The sequence below is a fragment of the Bradyrhizobium sp. URHC0002 genome (assembly GCF_054059515.1).
Genome location: NZ_JBSSCF010000001.1, coordinates 6,422,389 through 6,435,439 on the forward strand (window position 1 = coordinate 6,422,389; position 13,051 = coordinate 6,435,439).

The 13,051-nt window shown below is 61.7% G+C and carries 14 protein-coding genes; 9 read left to right on the top strand and 5 right to left on the bottom strand.

The window, feature by feature from the left end; translation table 11 throughout:
• Positions 1 to 4: 4 nt before the first annotated feature.
• Positions 5 to 211, bottom strand: a complete 207-nt coding sequence (locus tag ACVWVY_RS31430; protein ID WP_456630017.1) for a transcriptional regulator — start codon at positions 209 to 211, stop codon at positions 5 to 7.
• A 101-nt stretch (positions 212 to 312) separates the two neighbouring features.
• Between ACVWVY_RS31430 and ACVWVY_RS31435 the strand changes: the two genes are divergently transcribed.
• The 3 genes from ACVWVY_RS31435 to alr all read left to right on the top strand — a co-directional run bounded on the left by ACVWVY_RS31435 (position 313) and on the right by alr (position 3,568).
• The gene (locus tag ACVWVY_RS31435) at positions 313 to 477 is read left to right on the top strand and encodes a hypothetical protein (RefSeq protein ID WP_456630018.1); all 165 of its coding nucleotides are present in this window, start codon (positions 313 to 315) and stop codon (positions 475 to 477) included.
• 309 nt (positions 478 to 786) lie between these two features.
• On the top strand, positions 787 to 2,286 hold the full coding sequence (locus tag ACVWVY_RS31440) for a replicative DNA helicase (protein ID WP_456630019.1): 1,500 nt from the start codon (positions 787 to 789) through the stop codon (positions 2,284 to 2,286).
• A gap of 46 nt (positions 2,287 to 2,332) precedes the next feature.
• Complete coding sequence (alr, locus tag ACVWVY_RS31445) at positions 2,333 to 3,568, top strand: alanine racemase (protein WP_456630020.1); 1,236 nt, start codon at positions 2,333 to 2,335, stop codon at positions 3,566 to 3,568.
• A gap of 49 nt (positions 3,569 to 3,617) precedes the next feature.
• Here alr and ACVWVY_RS31450 read toward each other — a convergent pair whose 3' ends face one another.
• Positions 3,618 to 3,839, bottom strand: a complete 222-nt coding sequence (locus tag ACVWVY_RS31450; RefSeq protein ID WP_456630021.1) for a cysteine rich repeat-containing protein — start codon at positions 3,837 to 3,839, stop codon at positions 3,618 to 3,620.
• A gap of 59 nt (positions 3,840 to 3,898) precedes the next feature.
• Between ACVWVY_RS31450 and ACVWVY_RS31455 the strand changes: the two genes are divergently transcribed.
• The gene (locus ACVWVY_RS31455; protein ID WP_456630022.1) at positions 3,899 to 4,669 is read left to right on the top strand and encodes an exodeoxyribonuclease III; all 771 of its coding nucleotides are present in this window, start codon (positions 3,899 to 3,901) and stop codon (positions 4,667 to 4,669) included.
• A 14-nt stretch (positions 4,670 to 4,683) separates the two neighbouring features.
• On the opposite strand, the gene ACVWVY_RS31460 is transcribed toward ACVWVY_RS31455, so the two are convergent.
• Both ACVWVY_RS31460 and ACVWVY_RS31465 read right to left on the bottom strand, forming a co-directional pair.
• Positions 4,684 to 6,948, bottom strand: coding sequence for a fused MFS/spermidine synthase (locus tag ACVWVY_RS31460; protein WP_456630023.1), 2,265 nt, complete (start codon positions 6,946 to 6,948; stop codon positions 4,684 to 4,686).
• Between the two features lie 136 nt (positions 6,949 to 7,084).
• Positions 7,085 to 7,534, bottom strand: a complete 450-nt coding sequence (locus tag ACVWVY_RS31465; protein ID WP_456630024.1) for a cupin domain-containing protein — start codon at positions 7,532 to 7,534, stop codon at positions 7,085 to 7,087.
• Positions 7,535 to 7,701: 167 nt separating this feature from the next.
• Here ACVWVY_RS31465 and ACVWVY_RS31470 point away from each other — a divergent pair, with 167 nt between their 5' ends.
• Positions 7,702 to 8,430, top strand: a complete 729-nt coding sequence (locus tag ACVWVY_RS31470) for an adenylate/guanylate cyclase domain-containing protein (RefSeq protein ID WP_456632352.1) — start codon at positions 7,702 to 7,704, stop codon at positions 8,428 to 8,430.
• Between the two features lie 20 nt (positions 8,431 to 8,450).
• On the opposite strand, the gene ACVWVY_RS31475 is transcribed toward ACVWVY_RS31470, so the two are convergent.
• Positions 8,451 to 8,819 (bottom strand): GFA family protein, encoded by a 369-nt coding sequence (locus ACVWVY_RS31475; protein ID WP_456632353.1) that lies wholly within the window; start codon positions 8,817 to 8,819, stop codon positions 8,451 to 8,453.
• A gap of 92 nt (positions 8,820 to 8,911) precedes the next feature.
• Between ACVWVY_RS31475 and ACVWVY_RS31480 the strand changes: the two genes are divergently transcribed.
• The 4 genes from ACVWVY_RS31480 (at position 8,912) to ACVWVY_RS31495 (ending at position 12,994) form a co-directional block, all read left to right on the top strand.
• The gene (locus ACVWVY_RS31480; RefSeq protein ID WP_456630025.1) at positions 8,912 to 9,634 is read left to right on the top strand and encodes a sulfite exporter TauE/SafE family protein; all 723 of its coding nucleotides are present in this window, start codon (positions 8,912 to 8,914) and stop codon (positions 9,632 to 9,634) included.
• A 139-nt stretch (positions 9,635 to 9,773) separates the two neighbouring features.
• Complete coding sequence (locus ACVWVY_RS31485) at positions 9,774 to 10,658, top strand: prohibitin family protein (RefSeq protein ID WP_456630026.1); 885 nt, start codon at positions 9,774 to 9,776, stop codon at positions 10,656 to 10,658.
• 131 nt (positions 10,659 to 10,789) lie between these two features.
• Positions 10,790 to 11,497 carry an HAD family hydrolase gene (locus ACVWVY_RS31490; protein ID WP_456630027.1) on the top strand — a complete coding sequence of 236 codons (708 nt, stop codon included), beginning with the start codon at positions 10,790 to 10,792 and terminating at the stop codon, positions 11,495 to 11,497.
• Between the two features lie 258 nt (positions 11,498 to 11,755).
• Positions 11,756 to 12,994, top strand: coding sequence for an adenylate/guanylate cyclase domain-containing protein (locus tag ACVWVY_RS31495; protein ID WP_456630028.1), 1,239 nt, complete (start codon positions 11,756 to 11,758; stop codon positions 12,992 to 12,994).
• Positions 12,995 to 13,051: the final 57 nt, after the last annotated feature.

The following is a 13,051-nucleotide window of genomic DNA, read 5'->3' on the forward strand; positions in this document are numbered from 1 at the left end:
GGCGTCAGTTCCGGAGGCTGTAAGCCGAGGCATAAGGCGTACGAACCAACGCCGGATGGGCGAGTTGGGCGCGCACTGCCGCAAGCAACTGATCGTCACAGGGTGCGGTACGCAGTTCCGGACGCGAAATCTCTTCCATCGTGTCGATCAGCATCGACAGCCACAAGCGCTGGCCGCTCGCCGATCGCCAACCCTGGATTTGCTGACCCATCGCCTGTCCTTCCGGTCCGTTACAGCTGGCAACGCGAAACTCGCCGGCCCGTTCCCGATTTCGTAACCCACCCATTCTGCGGTGAAGAAAATCACGTCCGTGTGATCTACTTCACAGAAACCCTCGGCGGCCCGTCGTACGTCTCCGCCATGAGCCAGCAGATCTACCCAGCTCCGTTCGATTCAGACATCAGGATCGACTACGCCTTGATCGCATTCGGGGTGGGCGCCGCCTTGTTCGCGTTCATCTACCTGATCCTGGTTTGATCAACGCTTAAGACGCGGGTCGAAAACGTCTCCCCGCATTCGGATATGTCTGTTCAAATCGCGGTAAGGTTCAGGTTCTCCTAAGACTTTGCCCCGCATTTTCACGGAAGTCGCTCCAGCACCGCCGGATGGGCGCCGTTTTCTGGTCCAAATCCGTCAAGGGGCCTGCTCTGGATTCACACATGGCATTGTGTGAATCGGGCATAAGGAATACTCGGGCTTTCGGATCGTCGGCACGTGGCGCTTTATCGCTGCCCCACGTCCACGGCGATCCTAACAAAACCAAAAACCCAAAGAACATCACAAGCTATGGCTCTGACTGATTCGAACGTCCTCAAACTCGCTCCCGACGCGGGAACTCCGGTTTACCGGAGCGCGCCGCACAATATCGAAGCGGAGCAGAGCCTGCTGGGCGCGATCCTGGTCAACAACGACGCGTTCTACCGGGTTTCCGACTTTCTGGAGCCGAAGCACTTCTTCGAGCCGATCCACCAGACCATTTTCGAGACGGCCGGCAGCCTGATCCGGATGGGCAAGGTCGCTACCCCCGTCACGTTGAAAACCTTCCTGCCCGCCGATACCGACATTGGCGGCATGACGGTTGGCCAGTACCTCGCGCGTCTCGCAGCCGAGGCCACCACGATCATCAACGCGCAGGACTACGGCCGCACGGTCTACGATATGTCGCTGCGCCGCGACCTGATCCGGATCGGCGAGGACATGGTCAATGTCGCCTTCGATGCGCCGGTGGATTTTACCCCGCGCACCCAGATCGAGGACGCCGAGCGCCAGCTTTACGAACTTGCCGAGTCCGGCCGTTACGATGGCGGCTTCCAGCGCTTCTCGCAGGCGCTGACCACCGCCGTCGACATGGCCGCCAAGGCCTTCCAGCGCGACGGCAGCCTGTCGGGCATTGCCACGGGCTTGCGCGATCTCGACACCAAGATGGGCGGCCTGCAGCACTCCGACTTGATCATCGTCGCCGGCCGCCCCGGCATGGGCAAGACGGCGCTCGCCACCAACATCGCCTACAACATCGCCAAGGCGCACCGGGCCGAAGTTCAGGCCGACGGCACGATGAAATCCGTCAACGGCGGCATCGTCGGCTTCTTCTCCTGCGAAATGTCCGCCGAACAGCTCGCCACGCGTATTCTGGCCGAACAAACCAGCATCGCCTCAAGCATGATCCGCCGCGGCGGCATCACCGAGGCCGATTTCGAGAAGATCCGCGACTATTCGATCGAGCTGCAGTCGCTGCCGCTCTACGTCGACGAAACCGGCGGCCTGTCGATTTCGCAGCTCACCGCCCGCGCCCGCCGCCTGAAGCGGCAAAAGGGCCTCGACATGATCGTGATCGACTACATCCAGCTGCTGCAGGGCTCGGGCAAGAAGTCCGACAATCGCGTGCAGGAAGTGACCGAGATCACCACCAGCCTCAAGGCGCTGGCAAAAGAACTCAACGTTCCGATCATCGCCTTGTCCCAGCTCTCGCGTCAGGTCGAAAACCGCGACGACAAACGGCCGCAACTCGCCGACCTGCGCGAATCCGGTTCGATCGAACAGGACGCCGACGTCGTGATCTTCGTGTACCGCGAGGAATATTACCTCGCCAACAAGGAGCCGCGTATCGGCACGCCCGAATACGAAAAATGGCAGCTCGACATGTCGCTGGTACACGGCAAGGCCGAAATCATCATCGGCAAGCAGCGCCATGGCCCCACCGGGACCGTGGAAGTGCAGTTCGAGGGCCAGTTCACGCGCTTCAGCGATCTCGCGCAGGATGGCCACGTGCCCGACCGCGGCTATTGAGGCGAACTGCGGTTGAACCGCCGCGTTCCGCCGCGTAAAAAGGGGCATGAACATTGCCCCCGATCCCAAATCCATCCCGCAAGGCACCCTGCTCTCGCCGGAGGCGAACCAGGCCGCCGCACTCGTGACGACCACCGGCGTGCTGACGGTCGATCTCGACGCCATCGTCGCCAATTGGCGCAAGCTCGAGAAGACCGCGGTGCCAGCCGAATGCGCCGGCGTCGTCAAGGCGAACGCCTATGGCTGCGGCGCCGAACAGGTGGCGCGGGCGCTTGCTGGCGCCGGTTGCAAGACGTTTTTCGTCGCCACCCTTGATGAGGCCCGCGTGGTTCGCGCCGCGGCGCCCGCGGCCGCAATTTACGTGCTCGACGGCTTCTTCCAGAACACCGGCGAGGCCTACGCCAGGATCGACTGCAAGCCCGTGATCGGCGACCTCAACGAACTCGCCGAATGGGACGTGTTTTGCCGCCGCTCGGGTTGGTCGGGCGGCGCGGCCATTCACATCGATACCGGCATGAACCGGCTCGGAATGACGGTCACCGAGGCGCAGGGCATCATTCCCCGAATCACCGCCGGCGATCACGGCATTACGCTCGTGATGAGCCACCTCGCCTCCGCCGAACTGCTCAACAATCCCGCCAACGCCAGGCAGCTCACGGCCTTTCGCGAGATCGCGAGCGTGTTTTCCGGCGTACCCGCGTCGCTGGCGAATTCGTCCGGCGTTTTCTTAGGCGCTCAATTCCAATTCGACCTGGTGCGGCCGGGCTGCGCGCTTTACGGCATCAATCCGACGCCCGAAGCCGACAATCCGATGCAGCCGGTTGTTGAATTGAAGGCGCGCATCGTGCAGATCCGCAACGTGGAGCGCGGCGATACCGTCGGCTATGGCGGCACCTGGACGGCGCGGCGTCCGACCAGATTAGCGATCGTTTCCGCAGGCTATGCCGACGGCTACTTCCGCGCCGCCAGCGCCAATGACGGCACCCGCGGCGCCGAGGTGGTGGTCGCCGGCAAACGCTGCCCGGTCGCGGGGCGGATTTCGATGGACCTGACGGCGGTCGATATCACCGATCTCGACAAGAATGCCGTGCGGCGCGGCCATATGGTGACGCTGATCGGCGAAGGCATTACGGTCGACGAACTCGCCCACCATTTTGGCACCATTGGCTACGAGGTGCTGACCAGCCTCGGCAAGCGTTACGCGCGAATTTACAAGGGTGGTAATGCCACTGCAGAGCCTCCTGCACCGCCGCCAGCGGAGCCTGCTGCCGCTTCCACCTAGTTCTTCATTCCCAAGGGTGCGTTGCGGCGCCTCATGTCGAGGTTGTGCATTACTGCTTCTTCCGGCCAGCCAACACTTTCTTGCAGGCGTCGCTGAGTTGATTCTGCTGCTTGTTCAGACATGCGACGACGCGGCCGCCGCCGGGCAGCGTACCGGCGCAATATTTGTCATAGTCCGCTTTGCAGGCGCCGCGCCCGTCAGCGGTTTGAGCAATCGCGGATCCGGAGCATCCGATGGCGAGCGCGAGAACGGCGAAGCGTAGTTTCGACATGGAATCTCCAAATATCAGCGAAGTGTCAGGCGAAGCATAGTGATGCCGGCTAGCTCTACATGAAGATCGCGACCTTCAACATCAATAATGTCAACCGCCGCCTGCCGAACCTATTGCGCTGGCTGGGCGCGGCCAAACCCGAAATCGTCTGTCTGCAGGAACTGAAATCGACCGATGCCGAGTTCCCGGTTGTGGCGATCGAGAAAGCCGGCTATGGCGCGGTGTGGCGCGGACAAAAAACCTGGAACGGCGTCGCCATTCTGGCGCGAAACGCCGAGCCGGTATTGACCCAAACCGCGCTGCCCGGCGATCGCAATGATGACGAGGCGCGCTATATCGAAGCCGCCGTCAACGGCGTCATCGTCACCAGCATCTACCTGCCGAACGGCAACCCGCAGCCCGGGCCGAAATTCGATTACAAGCTCGACTGGTTCAAGCGGCTGCGGTCGCATGCCGACAAACTGCTCAAGCAGGACATCCCGGTGGTGCTGGCCGGCGACTACAATGTCGCGCCGACCGCTTCAGATATCTATCCGACCAAGTCCTGGGACAAGGACGCGCTGATCCAACCCAAGAGCCGCGCTGCGTTCAAGGCGCTGGTGGACCAGGGCTGGACCGACGCGATCCGGACGCTCCATCCGTCGAAACCGATGTTCACGTTCTGGGACTACAAGCGCAACCGCTGGCCGCGCGACGCCGGATTGCGGCTCGATCATCTGCTGCTGAGCCCGGCGATAGCTCCGCGGCTGCTCAAGGCCGGCGTCGATCGCAAGGTGCGCGGCGAGGAAGGCGCCAGCGACCATGCGCCGGCTTGGATCGTGCTGAAGTAGCTGCCAGCAAGCCCCTACCCGCCGAATTTCTTGCGCAGCATGACGCCCAGAATGTTGGAATAGTCGTCCGTCCACAACGCGCTTGCCGGATCGGAACGCAACGGCGTCCAGCTTGCCGCGACGCTTCCGGTATCGCCCGCCTCGCGCGCCATTACCACAAGGCGGGCATTCGCCTTCAATGTCACCATGATATCACCGGCGCTGTTGTCTTCGCGGATAAAGGCGACCAGCCCGTGGGAATGAGCGACGTTGGCCACCACCGGCGCCAGATCGAGGTAGCGATTGGAGATGTGCGCGATGATAACACCATGCGGCGAAAGCCTCGAAAGATAACCTGCAAGCGCGTCGCGCGTGAGCAGATGCACCGGAATGGAATCGGACGAGAAGGCATCCAGCACGATCAGGTCGTAACGGTCATGCGATGCTTCCAATGTCAGGCGCGCGTCTCCGGCCACTATGGGCGCATCGGGCGCGCAGCGTGACAGGAACTCGAAGCGACGCGGATCACGTGCAATGCGAATTACTTCCGGATCGATCTCGAAGAACGTCCAGCGCTCGCCGCCCTTGCGATGGCAGGCAAGCGTACCGGTGCCCAGGCCTACGACGGCAACGTGGTCCAGATTGCCGCGAACAGCGCGCGCGGCACCGATCACCTCCGAGTACGGACCTCCCGGATAGTAATACGTCTGCGGCAACAGTGGACCGCTGACCGGCGTGCCGTCGTCGTTTCGCAAGCGCTGGGCACCATGAACCGTGGTGCCGTGATAAAGGACGCGGGCTTTGCCGTCGCCGACCTCGGCGACCTTATGGACGCCAAAGAAACTGCGAGCCGTTTCGATCGGCGCTAATCCAGGTCGCCACAGGGCCGTCACTGTAAAACTCAGGACGACCAGGCCGAAGAAGCGCATCGGCCGCTGCCGTTGAAACAGCATCGCGGCCGCCAGCAGCGCGAGCAGCACTTGAAACGGCAGCTCCAGCGTCGCTGGCGGCTGCAAGAGGGTGGCGTACCAGATCACCGCGAGCACCGCACTGAGCAGGAGCCACGGCGTCGCGTCTGTCAGCGCCTTGCGTAGCCCGCCGGCGAAGAAGCCGGGCATGCACAGCAGCGCCAGCGCGATCAGGATCGGATATTCGTAATTGCCGTTGAAAATCAGCGGCGCCACCAAGCCCGCGAAGGCGCCACCGATCACCCCGCCAAACGAGGTGCAGAGGTAGAATTCGGTCAATCGTCGGGGGTTTGGACGCCGGGCATAGAGTTCGCCGTGGCACATCAGCGTCAGCAGCGTGAAGGCGACGAGATTGAGGGCAATCGTGGTCAGCCAAAAGACCTTCTCCCCGCCGATCAGGCTCACCGCGAGCGGCGCCACCGCGAACGGGACAAACCTGACCACGCTGGCATGTGCGATCCATGGCCGCTCGCTAAACACGGCGACGAAAGTCAGCAGGAAGATCGCAAGCGGAACCACCCAGAGGAATGGAGCGGCAGCAATATCGGTCGTCATGTACGCCGTAACGGCGATGACCAGACCCGACGGAATGGCGGCCAGCGCAATCCAGCGCATCCGCTCCCCTGCACTCGCGCGAACATCATCCGCAACGTCGGCCTGGGCCGCGGCAGGCACCGCGCGCGTGGCAAACAATCCGACGACGCTCAAGAGAACGGCCAGCAGTGCAAACCCGATGGACCAGGCCGCCGTCTGCGTTTTCAGCGTCAGGAACGGTTCGATGACGACGGGATAGGCGAACAGCGCGGCGAACGAGCCAAGATTGGATGCAGCGTAAAGCACATATGGATTGCTCGCCTGTCGATGTCCGCTCGCGGCAAACCAGCTTTGCAGCAGCGGCGCACTGGCTGACAAGGTAAAGAACGGAAGGCCGATGGAAGCCGCGAACAGGCCGAACAGCCAAAGCGCCGTTCCATCCAGCGGCGGAGCACCCCAATCGGGCGCAATCGCGATCGGAAGCATCATCGCGGTTGCACCGACCAGCAGCAGATGGAACATGACCGCCCGCCCGGGCAGCAACAGACGGTTCAACAGATGGGCGTAGGCGTAACCTCCCAGCAGCACCGTCTGAAAAAACACCATTGCGACCGACCAGACCGCCGGCGCGCCTCCGAGTTTCGGAAGCACCATCTTCGCAAACATCGGCTGGATCGAGAACAGAAGCAGCGCCGAGACGAACAGCGTCGCGGCATAGAGCCATGACGTCAGTCGAGTTGTCGCGGCCTGCCGATCAACGGCAGGCGAGATCTGATCCAAAGCATTGAAGAGCGACATCGATATTCCCAGCACCGTCAATTTTGGGTTGCACGGTAGCCAGCGAACATCTAAGCAAGGCTTAATATGATCACCGGGAACGGCCGATATGGGCCATGGTAAACGCTCCCTTGATCACGCGAATAACGGATCTCGATCATCCCTTGCGGGTGTGTCCCCAGGTTTCATCCCAATCCTCGCCCGCGGCGTCGATGACGCGGCCGTCAGCTTCGAAGAACTTGTTCGGCACCTGGAAGATCGCGAGCATCAGCCCGCCTTCCGGACACCAGGCGACATGTCGGCTGCCCTGCTCGCGCCAGATGAATTCGCCGGCCTTGCATTCGATGCCCTGCGCCGGCCCCTCCTTGTCGACGAGCGAACCTTCAAGAACGTAGGTCTGCTCGATATTGACGTGTTCGTGGTCGGGCAGCACCGCGCCGGGCGCGAACCGCATCAGCGCGGTCATCAGGCCGGTCTTGCGATCGAACAGCAGCGTCTTGGCCTCGCAGCCGGGAAAACGCGTCTTCTGCCATTCCATGCCGTCGGGGCGGACGAGATGGGAATGCGTGTCAGCGGTCTGCGCGCCCTTCGGCGTCACGGCGTCCATGGCGATCCTCCGTTATGCTTGTTTTGGCGCGATCCTAGCAGCTTTGCCTTCGGCCGCCAGACGGCAGGTGTGCGCTGCGGTGATGTCGTCGCCTTGCCGGCACTGACCCTCGCTAGTAGGATCGGGACGTCTCCCGCTCTCGTGGATCATTACTGACAATGGCGGAGTTGGAACAATCGAGAATCTGCAAAGGGTGCTGGGAGCAGATGCATGTTCCGGTGCCGCTTCGCGGTGTGATCTCGGCGCCATTTCGCGCGTTTGGCGTTCGCCCGAGCCGAATGAACCCGAACACCTGCACCATCTGCGAGCTGATGTTCACGAAGGTGATGCGAGCCCGCAAGATCACCATCGACGCGACCATCATGTTTGCCGATTTGCGCGGCTACACAAGCCTGTCGCAGTCGCAGTCGCCGGATGCCGTCTCAAGCCTGCTCGACGCATTCTACGACGAATGCGCGAACGCGATCTGGGCGTATGACGGGCTCCTCAACAAGACGATCGGAGATGCCGTTATGGCCGTCTTCAATTTCCCCATGGTGCGGGCCGAGCATCCCGGGAACGCCGTGCGGGCAGCGCGCGACATTCAGAAAAACTGGCGCGAACGGCGCGAGGCTCTCGTTGCAGCCCATGGCCTCACTGCAAGCGAGCTAGGGATCGGCATCGGCATTCACTCCGGCGAACTCAGCTTTGGCGAGTTCGGTCATACCCATCGGGATCTGACGGCCATCGGTACCGTGGTCAACACCGCCTCTCGCGCCCAGTCGGTTGCGAAAGCCGACCAGATCCTCGTAACGCAGGCGGTTTTTCAGCGCTCTCAGCCTGATTTGAAGGACAGCCAACCAAAGGCATTCCAGCTCAAGGGGTTCGATACCCCGATCGAGCTTTATGCCGCCTAGTCTTGCTGGCCAACCGCCCGTCACCATAAGTTCTTGCCGTCGATGACGGTGACCGGCACGGCGTCGAGGTCGAAATCGTCAAACAGCCGCGAATTGACGCCGACCTTCGGATTGTCGAAGTCCGGCTTGCCGGTCGACCAATCCGGTGATTCCGAATAGGTGCCGCAGCCGCAACCGGCGCAGAAGTGATGTTTGACGGTGCGGCTGCCCCACAGATAGGTCGCGACATTTTCCGGCGGCGAAGTCAGGCGAAATTGCGCAGGCGTGTAGTAGGCCCATAGCGCGCCGCGCTTGGAACAGAGCGAACAGGTGCAGCGCGTCACGGAGGCCGGCGCCTCGCTCACCTCGAATTGCGTGTTGCCGCAATGGCAGCTTCCCTTGATCGGCACGATGTGGTCCTTTCCCATTGATGTCAGGAGGTCGTAACCTGAGCCTGCTGCCACCATGATGTCAGCATCAGGAAATCGCGAAAGACTGCAAGTTGGGCTTCCTCTTCGTCCTCATTGTCGGCCTGCTCGCCGGCACCATCTCGGGCATTGTCGGCACGGGTTCGTCGATCATGCTGATGCCGGTATTGGTCTATCAATACGGGCCGAAAGAAGCCGTTCCGATCATGGCGGTCGCGGCCGTGATGGCGAACTTCTCGCGCATTCTCGCCTGGTGGCGCGAGGTCGACTGGCGGGCCTGCCTGGCCTATTCGATCACGGGGATTCCGGCAGCCGCCCTTGGCGCGCGGACGCTGCTGGCGCTGCCGTCGCACGCCGTCGATATCGCGATCGGCCTGTTTCTGATCGCGATGGTGCCGGTGCGGCACTGGCTGACCCGCCATCAGCTTAAAGCCCGCCTCTGGCACCTGGCGGTCGGCGGCGCCATCATCGGCTATCTCACGGGCATCGTGGTTTCCACCGGTCCGCTCAGCGTGCCGCTGTTTCTGTTTTACGGATTGACCAAGGGCGCCTTTCTCGCCACCGAAGCCGCAAGTTCGCTCGGGCTTTATCTGAGCAAGTCGGTCACCTTCGAACGATTCGGCGCGCTGACGCCTGATATCGCGCTGAAAGGGCTGATTGCGGGCTCCTCGCTGATGTTCGGCGCCTTCATCGCCAAACGTTTCGTGCTGCGTCTTGAGCCCGACGTCTTCCGCCTCCTCATGGACGGCATCATGCTCGCCGCCGGCATCTCCCTGCTGTGGACGGCGTTTTCATAAGACCCAGCCGAAGCAGGCGCGCGATCTGAACCAATTGCGGTGAACAACCGACCAAGTGACGCGTGTCACATCCACTCGGCAAGTGAACCTAGATCAATGCCGGCATGGATTCGTATCACCTACGTCTGGAGAGACTGAAATGCCCAGGGGAATCATCGGCGCCGTCGTCGCCATCATTGTCATCGCCATCATCGCCGCGGGAAGCTGGTACACCGTCGATCAGACCGAGCGCGGCGTGAAGCTGCGCTATGGCGCGGTCATTGGCACTGCGCAGCCGGGTTTGGGCTTCAAGGTCCCGCTGATCGACAGCGTGGAGAAGGTCAGCGTCAAGACCTTCACCTATGCCTGGGACAAGATGAACTCCTACTCCTATGACCAGCAGCCCGCCGACCTCAAGATCAGCGTCACCTTGCGCGCTTCCCCCGACAAGGTGGCCGATCTCTATGCCAAGTTCGGCGGACTGGACACCGCGGTCAAACAGGTGGTCAGCCCGGCTGTCAATCAGCAGGTCAAGATCGTGTTCGGCCGTTACACGGCGGTGAAAGCGATCCAGGAGCGCGGGCCGCTGAACTCCGCGATCAAGGACGCCATCACGGCATCGCTGAAGGACGACCCGATGATCATGATCGAGAGCGTCCAGCTCGAAAACATCGAGTTCAGCGCGAACTATCTGCACTCGATCGAGCAGCGCATGCTGGCAGAGGTCGAGGTGCAGAAGCTGCAGCAGAATGCCGAGCGCGAAAAGGTGCAGGCGCAGATCACCGTCACGCAGGCGACCGCCAAGGCCAACGCCGTCCGCGCCGAGGCACAGGCCGCCGCCGATGCGCTACGGCTGAACGGCGAAGCCCGCGCCACCAACATCAAGCTGACCGGCGAAGCCGAAGCCGCCGCCATCGAGGCCCGCGCCAAGGCGCTTGGCACCAACCCCAACCTCGTTACCCTGGTGCAGGCCGAACGCTGGAACGGCGTGCTGCCGACCACCATGGTGCCGGGCTCGGCGGTGCCGTTCGTCTCGGTGAAGTAAGCTCTGGATCAATCAGGAAGCGGTGATGCCCGGGATCGCGATCCCGGGCATTTTCGCGCGACCGCTGACACACAACGCAATGGAAAGTGTTCGACTGCTTTCAGCCGCGCGAGTCCCTTCATGGCGGCCGCATGTTAAATGCGGAAACCCTGATCTTTCCCGGGATTGAAATTGTGGGCGCACTGATTTTTGACTTCGACGGCGTCATCGCCGACAGCGAAGCGATTGCCAATACCGTTTTGGCGGAGACTGTTACCAGGCTCGGTCATTCAACGACGCTGGACGAGGCGCTCACGCGCTATTCCGGCCGGAGGTGGGACGAAGCCGTGGCGGAGATCGAAGCGGCAATCGGACGGCCGCTGCCTGCCGATTTTTCCGGCCAGCTCAAGCTTGCGACGCTAGAGCGTTTCCGGACAGATTTGAAGGAAGTGAGCGGGGCGACAGACTTCATCAGACGTTTTTCTCACATTCCCCGATGCATCGCCTCCTCCAGCTCGATTGATCGCCTGCAGTTGTGCCTTTCGGTGTTGGCCCTGGAAGCGGAATTCGGCAGTCATGTTTTCAGCGCCGACATGGTTGCGCGAGGAAAGCCGCACCCGGACATTTTCCTGTTCGCCGCAGGCAAATTGGGCGTGCGCCAGGACCAGTGTCTTGTGATTGAAGACAGCGCAGGTGGGATCAAGGCGGCCGTTGCCGCCGGGATGGCGGTCGTCGGCCTGTGCGCAGCCAGCCACATTCGCGAAGGCCATGATCTCAAGCTGCGCGATGCTGGAGCGGTGCATCTGGCGCATTCCTGGTCGGACGTCGAACGCTTCGCGCTGCATTTTTTCAAGGGCTAGGACGTACGCCCTCCGGTGGTATCATGCCGGCATGAACGGCACCTCGTGCCATGGCATGGTGCATCATCCGATACATTTAGTTTGGGGACGAATGTCTTGAGCGCATTGGCGGAAACGGCTGAAATCAAAAATCGGAGCGAGGCGGCAGGACGAGCTGACGCCCAACAAGAGACCCAGAAGTTCGCCGAAGCCGCGATTGCGGAAAGCAAGCGCCAGGGTCTCCTTCTCGCTGTCCGGGCCCGTTGGATCGCGCTGGCAGTGATTGCAGTTACTTTGCCGATCATCAACCCAAACTGGGACGTGATCTACTACGTCGTGATGCTCGGACTTTTTGCCGCGATCGGCTGGGCCCAACTGAACGTCGGCAAAGTGGGGCGTTCGCTGCCGGAGCTTTTCCTGATCTTTTGCGATCTGGCGCTAATTACCCTGCTCACGGTCGTGCCCAATCCGTTGAGCGCCGCGAACTGGCCGGTCGGCATGCAATTTCGGTTCGAGACTTTCATCTATTTCTTTGTCTTTCTGGCAACCGCCACCCTTGCCTATTCGTGGCGAACGGTGGTCGCGATGGGCTTCTGGACCTCGGCCGTGTGGGCGATCGGCGTCGGCTGGGCCTACCTGCAGCCCGCAACCCACGCCGCTTTGTCGGAAAGCGTGCGGGCCGCTGTCGGCTCCGACGTCAGGATGTTCCACATCATCAACCCCTCATCGATCGGCATTCCGGAGCGTTTCCAGGAAATTATCGTGTTCCTGATCGTCGCTATGACGCTGGCACTGGCGGTGCGCCGTTCGAACGCGCTCTTGATCAGCCACGCTGGAATCGAACGCGAACGGGCCAACCTCGCGCGATATTTTTCTCCAAATGTCGTCGAGCAGCTGTCTGTCAATGACGAACCGCTTACGCAGGTTCACACTCAGGACGTCGCCGTTTTGTTTGCCGATATCGTGGGCTTCACTACCTATGCCGATGGGCGAGACCCAACGGAGGTCATCGGCACGCTGCGACAGTTCCATGAGCGGATGGAACGAGAAGTGTTTCGGCACGGCGGAACACTCGACAAGTATCTCGGCGACGGCCTGATGGCGACATTCGGCACGCCGTTCGCCGGCGATTCCGACGCGTTGAACGCCTTACGTTGCGCGAGGGGTATGGTCGGCTCGATTGCTGAATTGAACAGAGAACGCAGCGGCCGCAACGAGCCGCCGATCCAGGTCAGCGTCGGACTGCACTACGGTCAGGTCGTGCTCGGCGACATCGGCCTCAACCGGCTCGAATTCGCCGTGATCGGCACCACGGTGAACGCGGCAAGCCGGCTCGAGGCGCTGACCCGCGAATTCGGATGCGCCATCGTGGTCAGCGACGCGCTGGTGCAGCAGGCACGGACGGAATCGAGCCATTCGAGCGGCGACTTCGTATCGCTTGTCGAGCAGCCGGCACAGAGCATTCGTGGTCTGGAGCGACCTATTGGCATCTGGACGTGTCCCGCTATCGCTTCCTGATGCGTTGCTTCTTTTCGTGCTATGAGTCTTGCTCATTCATCCGGACTGCGACTCACT